17 protein-coding genes are annotated in these 15,597 nt (G+C 59.6%); 8 read left to right on the top strand and 9 right to left on the bottom strand.

Annotated features, from left to right (window positions below; all coding sequences use genetic code 11):
* The first annotated feature begins 19 nt into the window (after nt 1-19).
* Nucleotides 20-1,237: a CCA tRNA nucleotidyltransferase gene (locus LY254_RS09865; protein ID WP_247476905.1), complete on the top strand. Its 1,218-nt coding sequence runs from the start codon at nt 20-22 to the stop codon at nt 1,235-1,237.
* A gap of 164 nt (nt 1,238-1,401) precedes the next feature.
* Nucleotides 1,402-1,830 carry an RNA-binding protein gene (locus tag LY254_RS09860; RefSeq protein ID WP_247476903.1) on the top strand — a complete coding sequence of 143 codons (429 nt, stop codon included), beginning with the start codon at nt 1,402-1,404 and terminating at the stop codon, nt 1,828-1,830.
* A gap of 87 nt (nt 1,831-1,917) precedes the next feature.
* Here LY254_RS09860 and LY254_RS09855 read toward each other — a convergent pair whose 3' ends face one another.
* Together LY254_RS09855 and LY254_RS09850 are read right to left on the bottom strand one after the other, a co-directional pair.
* Nucleotides 1,918-2,094: a hypothetical protein gene (locus LY254_RS09855; RefSeq protein WP_247476901.1), complete on the bottom strand. Its 177-nt coding sequence runs from the start codon at nt 2,092-2,094 to the stop codon at nt 1,918-1,920.
* 61 nt (nt 2,095-2,155) lie between these two features.
* Nucleotides 2,156-2,674, bottom strand: coding sequence for a cyclic nucleotide-binding domain-containing protein (locus LY254_RS09850; protein WP_247476899.1), 519 nt, complete (start codon nt 2,672-2,674; stop codon nt 2,156-2,158).
* Nucleotides 2,675-2,782: 108 nt separating this feature from the next.
* Between LY254_RS09850 and LY254_RS09845 the strand changes: the two genes are divergently transcribed.
* The 5 genes from LY254_RS09845 to LY254_RS09825 are packed head-to-tail and all read left to right on the top strand — an operon-like array spanning nt 2,783 to nt 7,719.
* On the top strand, nt 2,783-3,679 hold the full coding sequence (locus LY254_RS09845; RefSeq protein WP_247476898.1) for an HlyD family efflux transporter periplasmic adaptor subunit: 897 nt from the start codon (nt 2,783-2,785) through the stop codon (nt 3,677-3,679).
* Nucleotides 3,676-4,872, top strand: coding sequence for an ABC transporter permease DevC (devC, locus tag LY254_RS09840; RefSeq protein WP_247476897.1), 1,197 nt, complete (start codon nt 3,676-3,678; stop codon nt 4,870-4,872). The genes LY254_RS09845 and devC overlap by 4 nt, the downstream gene beginning before the upstream one ends.
* A gap of 17 nt (nt 4,873-4,889) precedes the next feature.
* Nucleotides 4,890-5,591, top strand: a complete 702-nt coding sequence (locus tag LY254_RS09835; RefSeq protein ID WP_247476896.1) for an ATP-binding cassette domain-containing protein — start codon at nt 4,890-4,892, stop codon at nt 5,589-5,591.
* Nucleotides 5,588-6,535: an alpha/beta fold hydrolase gene (locus LY254_RS09830; protein ID WP_247476895.1), complete on the top strand. Its 948-nt coding sequence runs from the start codon at nt 5,588-5,590 to the stop codon at nt 6,533-6,535. The genes LY254_RS09835 and LY254_RS09830 overlap by 4 nt, the downstream gene beginning before the upstream one ends.
* Nucleotides 6,532-7,719, top strand: a complete 1,188-nt coding sequence (locus tag LY254_RS09825; RefSeq protein WP_247476894.1) for an MFS transporter — start codon at nt 6,532-6,534, stop codon at nt 7,717-7,719. The genes LY254_RS09830 and LY254_RS09825 overlap by 4 nt, the downstream gene beginning before the upstream one ends.
* Here the strand turns inward: LY254_RS09825 and LY254_RS09820 are convergent.
* The 4 genes from LY254_RS09820 to LY254_RS09805 are packed head-to-tail and all read right to left on the bottom strand — an operon-like array spanning nt 7,709 to nt 10,282.
* Nucleotides 7,709-8,137: a VOC family protein gene (locus LY254_RS09820; protein ID WP_247476893.1), complete on the bottom strand. Its 429-nt coding sequence runs from the start codon at nt 8,135-8,137 to the stop codon at nt 7,709-7,711. The genes LY254_RS09825 and LY254_RS09820 overlap by 11 nt on opposite strands.
* Nucleotides 8,138-8,166: 29 nt before the next feature.
* Entirely contained in the window at nt 8,167-9,216 is a 1,050-nt protein-coding gene (locus LY254_RS09815; RefSeq protein WP_247476891.1) for an aromatic ring-hydroxylating dioxygenase subunit alpha, read from the bottom strand.
* 26 nt (nt 9,217-9,242) lie between these two features.
* On the bottom strand, nt 9,243-9,503 hold the full coding sequence (locus LY254_RS09810) for a hypothetical protein (RefSeq protein WP_247476890.1): 261 nt from the start codon (nt 9,501-9,503) through the stop codon (nt 9,243-9,245).
* 11 nt (nt 9,504-9,514) lie between these two features.
* The gene (locus LY254_RS09805) at nt 9,515-10,282 is read right to left on the bottom strand and encodes a MinD/ParA family protein (RefSeq protein WP_247476888.1); all 768 of its coding nucleotides are present in this window, start codon (nt 10,280-10,282) and stop codon (nt 9,515-9,517) included.
* Between the two features lie 301 nt (nt 10,283-10,583).
* Between LY254_RS09805 and LY254_RS09800 the strand changes: the two genes are divergently transcribed.
* Complete coding sequence (locus LY254_RS09800) at nt 10,584-11,711, top strand: HAMP domain-containing protein (RefSeq protein WP_247476886.1); 1,128 nt, start codon at nt 10,584-10,586, stop codon at nt 11,709-11,711.
* On the opposite strand, the gene LY254_RS09795 is transcribed toward LY254_RS09800, so the two are convergent.
* The 3 genes from LY254_RS09795 to pds are packed head-to-tail and all read right to left on the bottom strand — an operon-like array spanning nt 11,689 to nt 15,583.
* Nucleotides 11,689-13,203, bottom strand: a complete 1,515-nt coding sequence (locus LY254_RS09795) for a TolC family protein (protein WP_247476885.1) — start codon at nt 13,201-13,203, stop codon at nt 11,689-11,691. The genes LY254_RS09800 and LY254_RS09795 overlap by 23 nt on opposite strands.
* A gap of 59 nt (nt 13,204-13,262) precedes the next feature.
* Nucleotides 13,263-14,195, bottom strand: a complete 933-nt coding sequence (locus LY254_RS09790; RefSeq protein ID WP_247476884.1) for a phytoene synthase — start codon at nt 14,193-14,195, stop codon at nt 13,263-13,265.
* Nucleotides 14,195-15,583: a 15-cis-phytoene desaturase gene (gene pds, locus LY254_RS09785; RefSeq protein WP_247476883.1), complete on the bottom strand. Its 1,389-nt coding sequence runs from the start codon at nt 15,581-15,583 to the stop codon at nt 14,195-14,197. Before pds ends, LY254_RS09790 begins: the two co-directional genes overlap by 1 nt.
* Between the last annotated feature and the right edge of the window lie 14 nt (nt 15,584-15,597).

Raw genomic sequence — 15,597 nt, 5'->3', positions numbered from 1 at the left:
CAGCGCAGATGGGCTCATTGTGCCCGGCTCTGGCGGTTCTGCAGCGGCAGTGGCCTGGAGTGTCCTGCGCGCTGAGGACTGGCCGGTCCCCCTCTCCGCCTTTCCCGCCGATGCCGCCTTGGTGGGGGGAGCGGTCCGCGATGCCCTGTTGAACCGCCTGGGTCCGGCCCCCGACCTCGACCTGGTGGTGGCGGACGGCGCCATCGCCCTATGCAAGACGCTCAGCAAGCGCTTTGGCGGCAGTCCTGTGGTGCTGGACGCCGAGCGTGACATCGGCCGGCTGGTAATCCGCGGCTGGAGCGTGGATCTGGCGCGCCGCGAAGGCCAGAGCCTCGCTGACGACCTAAAGCGCCGGGACTACAGCGTCAATGCCATGGCCCTGCCGCTGGCCCAACGGGACCAGCTGGTGGACCCCCATGGGGGCCTGGAGCATCTGCAGCGCCGTCAGCTGGTGGCCCTGGCGGAACGCAACCTGCTGGATGACCCCCTGCGCCTGCTGCGGGGGGTCCGCCTGGCGAGCGAGCTGGAGTTTGAGCTGGATGACACCACCGCGGGTTGGATTCAGCGGCACAGGGAGCGCCTCAGCAGCGTGGCCGGGGAGCGCGTCCTGGCGGAACTGGAGAAGCTCTGCCAAAGCCCCCAGGGGCAGCAGGGACTGCAGCGCTGCCTGGATTGGGGGCTGCTGGCCCCCTGCCCTGCCCTGGCTCCCCTGACGCCGCTCACGGCCGAGCAGGCCTCAAGCAGGGGCCTCAGCGAGCAGGAGTGCCAGGAGGCCTTGCCGTTGGCTCGCATGGCCGCGGTTCTGGATGGCCCAGGCCTGCAGCAGCTCAAGAGCAGCCGCAAGCTGCAACAGCGGGTGCAGCGCCTGCGCCATTGGCAGCAGCGGCTGGGGGCCCAAAACCCCGCCGAACACGCCGAGGCCCTCGAGGAAGCGGAGCGACTGCAACTCCACCGCGACCTCAGCAGCGATCTGCCAGCCCTGCTGCTGCACTGGCCCGCCCCAGCGGCCAAGGCCTGGCTGCGGCGCTGGCGAGACCCTGAGGACCGGCTTTTTCATCCAAGACCGGCCATCAATGGTGATCAACTGCAGCAGGAATTAGGCCTGAAAGCCTCCCCCCAACTGGGATCCCTACTGCAGTTCTTGATGCTGGAGCAGGCCTTTGGCCGCCTTGATGGCACAGCGGAAGCCCTCGAACGTGCGCGCCAATGGCTGGAGAGGGACACCCGCCGTGATTAACTTCACAGTGAAAGGCGTTATCAACGACCTGAATTCAGCCAGTTAGGGCACAGCATTACGCCGTAGGTCGCCGATTGAACTCCGCTGTCGGGTTCGGTGCAGCCGCTTCGTGATTCACCCCCGACCAGCCAGAACCAAAACCTTTTTCTTCTCTCTCTCGTCCCATGAGCGTTCGTCTTTACGTTGGCAACCTGCCCCAGAGCTTCGATAACAAGGAGCTCGAGGCTCTGTTCTCCAGCGTTGGTGAAGGCGTCCGCTTCAAGGCTGTTCAGGACCGTGAAACCGGCGCTGGCCGCGGTTTCGGTTTCGCCAACGTCAACGACGAGAAGGTCGCTGATGCGGTGATCGAGCAGCTCAATGGCCGTGAGTTCGGCGGCAACGCCCTCCGCATCGAGCGCTCCGAGCGCCGTGATGACCGCCGCGGTGGCAATGATCGCCGTCCCGGCGGCGGCGCTGGCCCCGCCGTGGCCCGCAAGGCCGTCAACAAGGTCGTCCACCGCGACACCGTGGAAGAGGGTGCTCCCGACCCCCGCTGGGCTGGCGAACTGGCCAAGCTCAAGGGTCTGCTGGACAACCAAAAGGCTGCGGTCTGATCAGCACTCTTCGCAATTTCAGAAAGTCACTAGAGCCCCGGAGCCGGCGAATCGCCCTCCGGGGATTTTTTTCGCCAAGACCTCAACTCAAGGCAGCAGCGCTGCTATTGCGATCACCGCAATGAAGATGCCGAGGAACAGGAAGCCCATCTTCGTCATCGAGGCTTCATGGTGCTCGATGCCCTCCTCCACCTCGTGAGCCATCTGCTCACGAAACGCATCCAAGGCAGCTTTCTTGTCTTCAGCGTTGGGGATTTGCTTCATCAGCGGCGGGGATAGTGCTCAACAGAGTCGGTTGATTCAAGCGCGGGCATGAGGTGCGTGCTCAAGAGCGATGGAAAAACCAGTAGGCGCCCACGGCCAAAGCAATCATCAGGACAATCGGGACCCCAATCGCAGCCATGCCGTTGTGGCTTTTAACGACACGCGATTCATGGGCCACCACAGCATCACGGATCGAGATCTCCAGCTCTTCACGCAAACGGGCTAGATCAGAATCCAGTGACTCTTCGCTGTAGAGCTCTTTCAAGCGCTCAAAAGCACTTTTGCCGATCAGCAAACTCTTTTCTGGGTGCTCGTAGAGCAAATCCATCAACTCCTCCCGCTCGATCCGCATCAGGTCCGTAGTCACCACGGCCCTGGCGCTGGATGAGCGCGCCCGTCCATCGATGACTTCCACTTCCCCAAAGATGTGACCGGGACCGTGGGAGGCATCCACCCCTGCACCGGTTTCGGGATAGGTGGTTGTGATCTCCACCTTCCCTGTCTTCACGACAAAGATGCTGGAACTCGGATCGTCCACCTTGTAGACGTAATCACCAGACGGGACAGTGATCCGCTGCATCGACCCCACAAGCCGCCAAAACTGACCAGATCGTAGGGGCATTGCCCCCTACAGTTGCTCGAGCCAAAACCGACCATGGCAGGCCTTCATCCCAAGCACCCATCCGGGATGAGCGCCGTCGACCGCCTGCGGCAACCACGTGTGCTGATGGCCGTAGCGGTTGTTGCCGCTGGCCTTGTCGGCTGGCAGACGTTCAAACCCAAGCCCAAGCCCAAGCCCCCAGCCCCTCTCATCCAACAGGTCACAGCCCTGGGTCGCCTGACCCCCTACGGAGGCTTTGTGACCCTTTCTGTGCCCTCAGGGATCTCCGGTGGGAACGAGGTGGTGGATCAATGGTTCGTCGATGAAGGTGCCGAGCTGAGCAAGGGTGAACTCATGGCCCGACTGAGCAGCTACCCCCAGCTCGAGGCCGCTGTGAAGCAGGCCCAGGCCAAGCTGAATTCCACCAAAGCCTTGCTGCCGTACCTCAAGGTGAGCCAGAGCCGCGGAAAACAGCTGTATGCCGATGGCGCGATCTCCGAGGAGGAATTGGCCCGCACCACAGCCAGCATCATCACCAAGGAAGCCGACATCGGAGGCGCCAGGGCAGCCCTCGATGAAACCCAACGGCAGCTGCAATCAGCAGAAATCCGCTCTCCCCTTGATGGCCGACTGATCCGCATCTACAGCTGGCCTGGGATGAAAGAGACCACAAACGGTCTGGCTGTGATCGGCCGCACCGGCCGGATGCAGGTATGGGCACAGGTCTTTCAAACCGATGTTGCGCGGCTTCGCATTGGTCAAGGCGCCAGCATCAAGGCGGAGACCGGAGGCTTTGCGGGCGAACGTCAAGCCCGGCTGAGCTCAATTATTGGCAAAGTGTCCGATCGCGACCTCTTCGCGACCGACTCCAACAACGATGTGAATGCCCGCGTGGTGCTGGTCAAACTTGACCTCGATCCAGAACAGCAGCGTGGCCTAGCCAATCTCGCCGGATTGAACGTCACAGTGCGTTTTAATCCATGATCAACTGGCGTCAGGCTATTGATGGCCTGAACCTGGCCGACCTGCCGCTTGCCTGGCTGCAGCTGAAACGGCAACCAGTCCGCTACCTCGTGGCGGTCACCGGCATCGGATTTGCCGCGCTGCTGATGTACATGCAGCTCGGCTTCCAATCTGGATTGCTCAGCAGTGCAACCACCTTTTACGAAGCTCTGGACACAGATCTTGTTCTGATTAGCCCTGCGACTCTGAACAGTGGAAACTTCCAGCAATTTCCCCAGTCCCAGCTATACAACGCCCTTGGGGTTGAGGGTGTTGCCAGCACGATTCCGCTCTACGTAGCAAACGTCAATGTCCAGAAGCTTGGTGGCGTCAAACCCACCAGCCTGCGAGTCATTGGTTACGACCCTGATCAACGAGTCCTCAACCTTGAGCCAGTCTTGGCGCAAAGCCACCTGCTCAAGACCCAAAATTATGTGCTCTTTGATGCCCTTGGGAACCGCAATTGCGGCCCTATCGCTGCCGCCATTGCCAGCAATGGCATGCAAGAGCTAATCCTCTCGGATTTCTCCAAAACATTCCGAGCTGTTGGACTTTTCAAGCTGGGGTCTACGTTTGCCGCCGACAGCAACCTAATCAGCAGTGACAGCACAGCCATTCAACTGGCCTATAGACAAATCAATACTGGGGAAATTTCCCTGGGCCTCATTCGATTGAGCCCCAATGCTGACCTGGGGAGAATCCAGCTCAACCTCAAGCAGATGTTCGGCTCCGAGCTACAGGTGCTTACCAAAGAAGAACTGATCGAGCAGGAGCGGAATTACTGGAACACAGCCTCCTCCTTCGGCGTGATCTTTGGCTTTGGAACAATCATGGGCCTACTCGTGGGCGGAGTGGTTGTCTATCAGGTTCTCTACACCGATGTCAGCGACCACCTTAAGGAATACGCAACGCTGAAGGCCATGGGATTCGCTAACAATTTCATCCTGATCCTTGTCGTGCAGGAGGCTTTCCTTCTTGGGGTTTCAGCGTTTATCCCGGCCACGCTCATCAGCGCCGGAATGTATGCCTTTTTGACCTCAGCATCAGGCATCAGGATTGAAATGACGTCGGGAAAAACAGCCCTGGTTGGCATTCTCACCTTGACCGTTTGCGCCCTTTCCTCCGCGATCGCGATTAGGCGCCTGAAAGATGCAGATCCCGCATCGGTGTTCTGAGCACAGCTATCCCCGCAATGACTGCCTCCCAACTCCAACCTGTCATCGTCAGTCGAGAGCTACGCCACCACTACGGGGAAGGAGAACTGCGCAGCGAGATTCTTCACGGCCTCAACTTTGAGGTCCATGCAGGGGAAGTGACCTTGCTGGTTGGACCTTCCGGCAGCGGCAAGAGCACTCTCCTCACGCTGGTAGGAGCGTTGAGATCTGTGGAGGAGGGATCGCTGCAGGTTCTTGGGCAAGAACTGAAGGGTGCCGGTGAACGGCAACGGGTCGCGATCAGACGTCGCATCGGCTTCATCTTTCAAAGCCACAACCTCGTCTCCTCACTGACAGTGCTTCAGAACGTGCAACTGCTCCTGCAACTCAGCGAACCGAACCCTCAGCGAAGGGAAGCACGCGCCTGCGACCTGCTCGAAGCGGTGGGGCTCAGCCATCGCCTGCACCATTACCCCGAAGAGCTATCTGGTGGACAACGCCAACGGGTCGCCATTGCCCGCGCCCTGGCGCCTCAACCTGAATTGATCCTTGCCGATGAACCCACAGCTTCGCTCGACAGCCAGTCGGGCCAGGACGTGGTCGAACTGCTCGGGGAGCTCTGCCGCAACCGCGGCAGTGCCGTTCTGCTAGTGACCCATGACTTGCGATTGCTGAAGGAAGCCGATCGCATCTGGCAGATCGAGGACGGCAAAGTCGAACCCTGGCAACAAACACCATGACGTATCCCTCTGACTGGCTGCAGACCTGGACCTGGGAGGGCATGGAGGTGAGCTATCTGGCCTGCCCGTCAACAGCATCAGGAACACCCGTGCTGCTGATCCATGGATTCGGAGCCTGCAAGGAGCACTGGCGGCACAACGTGTCCGCGCTGCAAGCGAACCGGACCGTTTATGCCATCGACCTGATTGGTTTTGGAGGCAGTGCGAAACCCAGATCGCGGCTGCGGGATGAGCCAGCCGACGCGCACGCCATTCGCTACGGGATTGAGCTGTGGGCCCAACAGGTGGCTGATTTCGTTGTTCAGCACATCGGTGGGCCGGTTCAACTGGTGGGGAATTCCATTGGCGGCGTTGTGGCCTTGGCAGCCGCAGAGAAGCTGGAGCAGCAACAACGCCCCGTCCAGGGTGTGGTGCTCATTGACTGTGCCCAACGAGCCCTGGATGACAAACGGCTCGCTGAGCAACCACCCTTGCGCCGCTGGGGACGACCTCTGCTGAAGCAGGTGGTACGAAAGCGCTGGATTACGACCCCTCTGTTCAAGAGCCTTTGCCGCCCGGGGGTGATCCGCAAGGTGCTGCTTCAGGCCTATCCCTCCGGAGGCAACGTTGATGACGAACTGGTGCAGATCCTTCTGGAGCCGGCCCTCAGCGAGGGGGCCAGCGAAGCATTTAGAGGCTTCATCAACCTGTTCGACGACAAAATCGCACCTGAAATTCTGGCCAAGCTGAACGCACCGGTCGCCATGCTCTGGGGACAACGCGACCCCTGGGAGCCGATCGAGGAAGCCCGGCGATGGGAGCGTTTCGACTGCGTGCGCAGCATCGAGGAACTACCTGGTCTGGGGCACTGCCCCCATGACGAGGCACCAGAGGTGGTCAATCCCTTGCTGGCTCAGGCCTTGCAGCAGCACGAGAACCGAGGGATGGAATCCCCCACGCCATGAATCGCCGCGCCTTGATCGCCCTGTGCCTCGTGGTGGCCGTGGATGCCGCCAGCTTTGGCCTGCTTTTGCCGGTTTTGCCTTTCCTTGTGGGCAACCTCACGGGCACATTCAACGCCATTGCGATTACCCAGGTCACCGCAATTTATGCAGGTTTTCAACTCTTAGGCGCGCCAATTATTGGACACTGCTCTGATCGCTATGGCCGCAAACCTGTTCTGGCGGTAGCTGTTGCGGTCTCAACCATTGCGCTGCTGGGTTCAGCGCTGGCCAATGACCTCACATCCTTGATGATCTGGCAAGCCATCAATGGAGCCTTCGCTGGGGTCTTTGCTGTGGCCCAAGCGATTGTGGCCGACTCTGTTGAACCCGGAGATCAGCGCACCGTGAGCTTCGGAGCTCTTGGAGCCTCCCTGGGACTGGGCTTTGTGGCCGGCCCTGCGTTGGGGGGCTTGCTGGGGTCGATGGATCCTCGAGCCCCATTCTTCGCAGCAGCTGTGTTCAGCCTCGCCAATCTTGGGCTCCTCCTGAGCCAACTGCAGGAGTCGCGGCGCAGTAAGGCAGAGGACGAGCGTTCCCTGGCACCGCTAAAACTTTTCAGCCCTCAACAAAGGGAGCTCCAGCGACTCTTGGCTGTCTACGCCCTCTTCTATCTGGGATTCTCTGCTTTCACGGGCATCTTCGTGCTCGATGCCAAAACCCGATTCAACTGGGGGCCGCAAGCTGCTGGCCTCGTTCTCTGTTACGTGGGCGTGGTCGCTGCCGTGATCCAGGGGGCCTTCCTGCCGAAGCTTCTCAAGCGTTTCAAAGCGGAACGCCTCTCGGTGGCGGGGTTACTGCTCGTTGCCGTTGCGATGTTTGGTGTGGCAGGGATTCAGCAAGGTCGAGAGCTCTATGCCACCCAACTGCTCTTTGCAGCTGGTGTTGGCATCAGCACCCCTGGACTGCGCTCGCTGATGTCGCAACACGTTCAGGAGCATCAGCAGGGAGCCCTCGGCGGACTGACCCAAGCCGCCGTGAGCCTCACCCAACTCCTGGGTCCCTTGATGGCAGGACAGCTCTACGCCAAAACCGGATCAGCAAGCACCTTTCAAGTGCAGGCCGCTTTGGTGCTAACCGCTGCAGCCCTGCTCATCAGTGCTCCAGGTCTCAGAAGCAACAAGCACACGGCGCCCCTCAGGCCGTAAACACGCCGTCTCCGTAGCCGATCAGCTCAAGCTGGTGTCCATCGGGATCGGTGATGAACAGAGAGCGACAGCGTGGTCCGTAATCAAAGGCCATCACGGCCTGCTGACGGCTCTGTAATTCGGCCTCCACCTCAGCCATGCAGCGATAGGTGACACGAAAGGCCACATGACGCATCGCCAGAGTGTTGTGATCTGGTGATCCAGCAGGCTGATCCGAATCAGCAGGGAAAAGGTTCAAATAACAACCTGGAGCCACGCGCAAAATGAATGGGGGCCCCGAATCCAAGCCCTCCATGGCAGCACTCTGGAATCCGAGCACCTCCTGATACCAGGCCATGGAGCGCTGGGGATCACGAACGGTGAGCGCCACATGATCCAGCGCTTCGATGGGCAGAGCAGTGGAAGAGGTTGTTGTCATGGCACGTGCAGCATCAGGATTGATTCAGATCAGAGCAGCAGCCCGGCGGAGCGTTTCTCCCGAAGCAATTTGCGCAAGCCGAGGGTCATGGCATCACTAGCCAAGAGCAAATCGCCACGCCCCTCGAGATCGGGATGCAACGGGGTGAGGGTCTCCACCACCCTCTGATCCTCAGCCATAAAGCGGTCAACGCGGCCGCGAGCGTTGCCGTCAGCAAGGGGAGTGCGCAGAAACGAGCGGAAATGCCTCCACAGGTTTCTCGTCTGACCATCAGCCATCGGCACATGGGCCGTACAAAGGGAGATCTGGAAATCGCCAAAGACCACCCTCACCAGCGAGACATTGGCCAGCCAAAGCTGAATGTGTTGAACCCCAGCTCCAGCACTGGTGTCATCCGGTGATTCCTTGGCATCACTGTTGAACCAAGCGCGAAGGCCACGGCCCTGATCCGCCCTGTAGTGACGATCCCGAGGCGCCAACACGCGCTCATAAAGGCTGTCGCCTCTCACCCAATGCTCCTCTGGCATCAGTTGATCGGCGGCCATGGCGCCAAAGCTGCCGGAATGTACAAATGGCGCATGGGTGAGATCCATGAAGGCTTCAAGAACCCGCAGCCAGTTGGCCTGCCAGACCACTTCACCTTCCAGATGGCGCCAAGTGGGGTCGGCATCCTCAGGAAGCGGTCCAACCTCTGGCAAAGGAGGCAGGTTCTCTAGGGATGCCAACGGGTCACGGGCCCACCAGATCCAAACAAACCCATAGGCCTCACGAGCAGGAATGGCACGGGTTTGTGCCCTGTGGGGCATCGGCTCGCCGGTGTGCTGAGCAGGAATCGACGAACACTGTCCATGACGGCCAAAGCACCAACCGTGGTAACCGCAGCTGATCTGGCCGTTTCGAATCGAGCCACTGCTCAGAGAAGCACCCTTATGGGGGCAACGGTCGGGAAGGACCCCAACCTGACCGTCCGTATCACGCCAGAGCACAAAGTTTTGACCGTGAAACTGAACGGCCGTTGGACGATCTGCCACCACTGCAGATGACAGCGCCACCACGTACCAGGCATCGAGGAGCTGCATAGGAGTTAGCCGCGTTCAGAGGGTGTTCAGCCCAGACGAGTCTTCCAGAGCATCCCATCCGGGGAAGCCTGCAACCAGGATCGATCACACAACGCTTGAAGCAGAGCACGTGCCTCTGGAGAGTCCCAGCTGAGCTGCCACTCGTCCTGGAGCAGTGCCTCGAGCTCATCGCGATGCAAACCGCGTCTTAACCCTCCCTTCAACAAACGACGCAGTCCAGCCGGCTCTAAAGCCACCAGGGCGCTCATGGTGAGTGGCCCCTGGGGCAACGACGTGAGATCAGTCACCAGATTTAGCCCTATGCCAGCACCCGCAGCATCAACTCATCGGCGAGCTCTTGCACACCCTGGCTCCACTGATGGGTTGGGAAGGTCAGCAAGGCCAGGCCGCCGCTGGCCAGCGTCAACAGATCGTCACTCAGGGGTAGTACTGCACCGATGGGAACGTCGTAGCTGGAAGCAACGCGTTCTTTGACTTGCAGCTGATCGAAATGTTCCGGGAGTTTGTTCACCACCATTCGGATCGCCGGAACATCCAAGCGCTCTGCCACTTCGATGGCGACCGCCGTCCCGAGGTAGTCCTGCGAGTCGGGTCGCATGATCATCAGCAGACAGTCAGCAATCGCAGCCGATAACAATGTTTCCTCATTGATACCCGGGTGAGTATCCACCAGAACGTAGTCAAGATGGAGATGATCAGAAAGCTCAAAGAAGGCATCATTGAGCTTCTCAACCTCATAGCCCTCCCGCAGCAAGCGAGCGATGCGATCGCTTTCCATCGCCGCCGGCACCAACCAGAGCCGACCATGGGCTTGCCTGACCTGCTCAGGCGTCACGTCATGCGCACAGTCGTGGATGCTTTCTGATCCCTGCAGGTGATCGTTGAGGGTGCACTGTCCTGGCTGCGGTGAGCAACCAAACAGAACATGCACCCCTGGCGAGGCCAAATCTGTGTCGAAGATCGCTACTTTTTTGCCCTTCAAGGCAATCGCGGTCGCCAAATTGGCCGTGAGGTTCGACTTCCCAGTGCCGCCACGAAACGAGTGAATGGCAAGAATCCGGGTCATGGGCGCCGAGGAAGTCCAGAACGGATGTTAGGAGTAGCTGCCCGATCCAGGCCCATCCATGCGACTCTCCGTGCGCCTTCTGGTCCTGGGTGTCACCGGACCCTTGGTGGGCCTGGGACTCTTTCTGGGGCTCTCAACCGCCTCAATCATGGATTTGGCCAGGGTCGCCAAGGTCGATCTTGGGCGCCTATTTGACGAGGTCAATTTCAACAACATGAGAACGGCCAGCGAGTTCGTGACACTCGCGACCGACCGCTTGGCCAAGGGACTCGAACGGGATGTGAACACCCTCTCCACTGAATTGCAGCAGTCCCTGAGTGTGGATGCCAAGGGCACACTCCTCTGGAAAGGGACAGCGCTGCCGAAGGCGGAAATCGCCGAGCGTGTCACCCAGGTGCTCTGGAAGCCACTCCGCAGCCCCGAAGAGTCAACCTCCGTATTTCTGAAAGGTTCTGACGGAACCTGGAGACGGCTGGCGGGCATCACCAGCGAGGGCAAGGCATTGCCGCGTGGCTGGACCGTACCCAAACCTGCTGCCAAGAACCTCGAAGGACTGATCAACGAGGCGAATCAAACCAATCCAGGCATCAACACCATGATGAAGTGGGGCGATGCCTGGCAGATGTCGCGGGTGCAAGCCCTCTCCAATCAAGGAGCTCCGCCACGCCTGGCGCTGGGAGTAAGCCTGCCCAGCGATGCCGGGTCGATCATCCTGCAAACCAGCAGTCAACTGTTGCCCTATCGAGAGCACAGGGTGGCCTTTTTTGCTCGCAGTGCCAATGGAGGCCTCTTCTGCAACTACGCCACACCAACACCTCAAACCTGCGAAGTTCTCAAAACCGTCTTGATGCAGTCGGGCGGAATTCCCAAGGAGTTCAAGAACGAGGTCATCGAGCGAAAGCTGAACAGCAAGGAATCCAGGGTGTTTGTTGCCGGATTTCCTCTTTGGAATTGGCTGGCAGTAGTGCAGATCAGCAATGGTGAGCTCGAAAACGCCTGGGCGCCACTGCGCAAAGAAGCCACTGAGCTGATTGCCTTCCTATTAATTGGAACGGGACTCTTGATTGCAGGCTGCGCGATCGCAGCATGGAAGATTGGAGAGGGAATCAAGAAAGAACTGCGCAAACTCGCTGATGGCGCCAATGCCATTGCTGGTGGCGATTCACGCCTAAAGCTGGCTTACAGCGGCGACGACGCGCTGGGGCGACTGGTGGAAGCCTTTAATCAAATGGCAGAGGCCGTGGGTGATCGCGAAGACCGCTTCAAGGAAAGAATCCAAACCCTGGAAATCAATATCAACGAGCGTGAACTCCACGGTCAGGTTCGCTCAATCACCGACGACCCTCATTTCAATGAGCTCAGCTCGCGAGCTAAGGCGATGCGCACTCGCCGTCAAGCACGCGGGATCAATTCACCACCGGCCGCGTAAGCGAGGGCAAGCGCAGGCGAGAGAGCGGATTACCGAGCTGCTTCTCGAGTTGCGGGTCGGGCTCATAGGTCATTCCACTAGATCGGGCCAAACTCACCAAGGACACGTTGTAATCCGCCAACTGCGCGATGTAATCAGCAACCGCCTGAGTGAGATCCTGCTGTGCCTGCACCACATCGGTGATGGTGCCGTAACCGGCACTGAAACGTACCGACTGCAGGCGCAAGGCACTACTGGCCGCATTGGTGCGCTGTGAAGCCAACAGCACCGCTTCGCGACCTTGCACCACTTGGGCGTAGTAAGCCTGGACATCCCGCCTCACCTGATTCACAGCCTGCAGCGTGGCGGCTTCTGCCGCCTTTGCGCGCTTCATCGATGCCTGTGCCGTCATGCGGGCCTGACCGCCATCAAAACCCCGAAAGGTGAGTTGCAACAACGAGGATCCGTTCCACAGATCCGATTGGGCATCCGCGACCCAAGGAGGTCCCACAGCCGTATAGCCAACACCCTTGGTCCAATAGAGCGAATTCACCAAGGCAACCGTGGGGCGATAAACAGACAAATCAATCTGTGCCTGGGCTTGATTGATCTCGACATTCATCAACTGCTGTTCAATCACCTTGCGATATTGCATCGCCGCTTGGATGGTTTCATCCAGGCCGGATGTCCACGAACCCAACGGCACCAACTGGTTAGAAGGGCGAAGAATGGAGGCGCGAGATTCACTCAATAGCTCAGCCAAATCGGCCTGGGCCACTTCGGAATCAATTACTGAATTAGCCAGATTAACTTCATCGGTCTTCAAAACTGTGGTCTGTTTGGCGATCTCCAACTTGGAGGACACGCCAAGAGCAACGCGCGCTTGCGCAAGCCCTAGCAACCTCTTGTCATTAGAAACGAGCTCGCGACTCGTCTCGATTCGCGCCATCGCGCGCTGAAGCTCAATGAAGGCTTGTTGCGTACGCAAACGGTTATCGCGGCGTGCAATCACATAGGAATCCACGGCCTGCCGCACCAGATATTTGTTCTTCCAGATGGCCGGAGTTCTTGCCGGATCGAACAAATTCCATGTGACATCAAATTGGCTCAAGCTCTGGAAGTAGCTGCCGTTAAATGCCGTTGCTGTGCCGCCATAGGGATTACCAACCCCGCTCACAGCGCCTTGGTAGTTGTAGTAAGCGGTCTCGCCATAGAGGCCACCGTTGAGATCAACATTGATCACCGGCCACCAGGTGGCGTAGGCAGCACCAAGCGAATTTTGCGTAACCAGCAAATCATCAAAGTTCTGCCGAACCACCGGATTGCGCTGATTGGCCAGGCGAACCGCCGTTGCCATATCCAGGTTCTGGAGCAACTCAGCGGGAATCGGAGCCGCATCGAGAAACGCCGTGGCCTGCCGCGCGGGCCAACCGGCGCCCAAGCCTTCAACCTCTTTGCCAGAGGGCAAGGTGATGGGCTCCGCCCCCCATGCCGACAACAGCGGTGCAGCCACACAACCGCTGACGCAGAGGTGTGCTAAGCGGGATAGGAGGCGTCGCATCGGACTCATCATCATCGCGCCTGAGCAATCACAAAGGATTTGGGCAGGTCCAGGAACTTGCCCGTGCGGGGCACATAGGCGCGGTGGTTGAAGACGTCGTAATCGAGCTCTTCAATGACATCCAAGATGCCGCGGTAGAGGCGCAACGAGGCCCAGACCGGCCAACGGGCATCCGGGGCGAGCCAACGCACACCGGCTTCTGAGCGGGCGAACCACTCACGGGCACGGTCCACCTGGAAGCGCATCAGCTCACGCCAACTGTCGTTGAGGGTTCCAGCGAGCAACTCCTCCTCGCTGTAGCCAAAGCGCTGCAGATCCTCTTGGGGCAGGTAGATCCGACCGCGGCCCCGGTCTTCACCCACATCCCGAAGAATGTTCGTCAGCTGGTTGGCGATGCCCAAAGCAACGGCCGCATCACTGGTGTCCGGGGGATCACTCCAAGGGGCGGAGGTGTAGGCCGGATCAACGCCCATCACCTCCTGCGTCATCAGACCGACGGTGCCTGCAACGCGGTAGCAATAGAGCTTGAGGTCGTCGAAGGTCGCGTAGCGCGTCGTCGTCAGATCCATCCGCATCCCCTCGATCATGTCCAGATAGGGCTGGAGCGGCTGGGGATAGCGCTCGAGGGTGTCGACCATGACGCGATCGAGGCCATCATGGATTTCGCCCTTGAAGAACGCCCGGGTGCGCTCCTCCCAACGATCGAGACGTTCTGCAAGCTCTGCGACAGGACGGGCCATGGCCTCAGGGCTGTCCATCAGCTCGTCGGTGCGCCGGCACCAGACGTAAATCGCCCAGATGGCCCGGCGCTTGGCCGGGGGCATCAGCAGGGTTCCCAGATAAAAGGTCTTCGCCCACTCCGCAGTTTCCTGGCGGCAGGCTTCAAAAGCTTCCTCGAGGGAAGGAATGGTGGAGAGATCAGCCGTTGCTGTCACTGCCGCCATCAAGCAGCCACTGCCGCTTTGGCCTGGCTGACCGCCTGGGCGCAGAGCTTGCCGCTCAGCACCGCGCCTTCCATTGAGGCCAGGTAGCGCTGCATCGTGTAGTCACCGGCCAGGAAGAAGTTCGGGATCGGCGAGGTCTGATCCGGACGCAGTTTCTGGCAACCGGGAACGGTCTTGTAGACCGACAGCGGGGTCTTGACCACGATCGACTTGCGCAGCTTGGCCTGGTAGTCGCCCGTGAAGTGCATCGGGAAGAGACGCTTCAGCTCCTCCATGGTGGCCGCCACGATCTCCTCATCACTGCGGCCGATCCAATCCTTGGCCGGAGCAAACACCAGCTCGAGCATCGAGCGGTTGGGATCCTCGTACTCCTTACAGGTGTTGCTCATGTCGGCATAGACACTCAACAGAGGGCTACGGCTGAAGAGCAGGTGGTCGATGTCCGTGAGCTTGCGGTCAAACCAGAGGTGGATGTTGATCACCGGGACACCATTGAGGCCATCCAGCTTCTGGAAGTAGGGCATCTGCTTCCAAGGCTCCGGCAGGAGCAGCTTGAAGGGATCGACCGGCAGGGCACTGACATAGGCATCGGCCTCGAGGGTGAAGCCCTCCTTGCCCTTGATGCCACCGATGCGGAAGCCGCTGACGCTGCCATCGGCATTGAGTTCGATCTCCCGCAGGGGGGAATCGAGATGCACCTCACCGCCCCGGGCCGTGACGTAGTCGACGATCGGCTGACAGAGCCGCTGGGGAGGGTTGCCATCGAGGAAGGCCATCTTGGATCCGTCGCTTTCCTGCAGGAAGCGATTCAGAGCCGTCAGCACAACCGTGCTGGAGATCTCGTCGGGATCGATGAAGTTCAGCGCCTTCGCCATGGCGATGAAGACCTCATCGTTCACCCGCTCAGGGATGTTGTGAATCCGTAGCCACTCGGTCCAGGAGTACTGGTCGCACTCTTCGACGTACTGCTGCCCGCGCAACATCGCCGGCACCAGGCCCATGCCGAAGGAGATCTTCTCGGGCCAGGACAACATGTCGTTGTTGCCCAAGATGGCGGCCACGCCGTTGAGCGGAGCCGGAATATCCGGGAAATCGAAGCGGCTGTAGGTACCCGGGGTCTCCTTTTGGTTGAAGATCATCGAGTGGCTCTTCCACTGGAGCCGGTCCTCGATGTTCAGCTCCTTGAAGAGCTGACGCATATTCCGGTAGGCACCAAAAAAAATGTGCAGACCGGTCTCATACCAATCACCCTCATCGTCCTGCCAGGCGGCCACCTTGCCGCCCAGTACATCGCGGGCTTCCACCACCACAGGGGTGTGTCCGGCGTCGCAGAGGTACTTGGCACAGGCCAACCCGGCCAAGCCAGCACCAGCAATGGCGACGCGCATGAAAAACAGGGAAT

It is taken from the genome of Synechococcus sp. NB0720_010 (genome assembly GCF_023078835.1).
In the GTDB taxonomy this organism is placed as follows: domain Bacteria; phylum Cyanobacteriota; class Cyanobacteriia; order PCC-6307; family Cyanobiaceae; genus Vulcanococcus.
This window is presented reverse-complemented; position numbering and strand designations above follow the sequence as displayed.

Coding starts and splice junctions, on each gene's coding strand:
- LY254_RS09860 (WP_247476903.1), top strand. CDS start 1,402: ATGAGCGTTCGTCTTTACGTTGGCAACCTGCCCCAGAGCTTCGATAAC.
- LY254_RS09850 (WP_247476899.1), bottom strand. CDS start 2,674: ATGCAGCGGATCACTGTCCCGTCTGGTGATTACGTCTACAAGGTGGAC.
- pds (WP_247476883.1), bottom strand. CDS start 15,583: ATGCGCGTCGCCATTGCTGGTGCTGGCTTGGCCGGGTTGGCCTGTGCC.
- LY254_RS09830 (WP_247476895.1), top strand. CDS start 5,588: ATGACGTATCCCTCTGACTGGCTGCAGACCTGGACCTGGGAGGGCATG.
- LY254_RS09790 (WP_247476884.1), bottom strand. CDS start 14,195: ATGGCGGCAGTGACAGCAACGGCTGATCTCTCCACCATTCCTTCCCTC.
- LY254_RS09815 (WP_247476891.1), bottom strand. CDS start 9,216: ATGCAGCTCCTCGATGCCTGGTACGTGGTGGCGCTGTCATCTGCAGTG.
- LY254_RS09855 (WP_247476901.1), bottom strand. CDS start 2,094: ATGAAGCAAATCCCCAACGCTGAAGACAAGAAAGCTGCCTTGGATGCG.
- devC (WP_247476897.1), top strand. CDS start 3,676: ATGATCAACTGGCGTCAGGCTATTGATGGCCTGAACCTGGCCGACCTG.
- LY254_RS09835 (WP_247476896.1), top strand. CDS start 4,890: ATGACTGCCTCCCAACTCCAACCTGTCATCGTCAGTCGAGAGCTACGC.
- LY254_RS09805 (WP_247476888.1), bottom strand. CDS start 10,282: ATGACCCGGATTCTTGCCATTCACTCGTTTCGTGGCGGCACTGGGAAG.
- LY254_RS09820 (WP_247476893.1), bottom strand. CDS start 8,137: ATGACAACAACCTCTTCCACTGCTCTGCCCATCGAAGCGCTGGATCAT.
- LY254_RS09845 (WP_247476898.1), top strand. CDS start 2,783: ATGAGCGCCGTCGACCGCCTGCGGCAACCACGTGTGCTGATGGCCGTA.
- LY254_RS09825 (WP_247476894.1), top strand. CDS start 6,532: ATGAATCGCCGCGCCTTGATCGCCCTGTGCCTCGTGGTGGCCGTGGAT.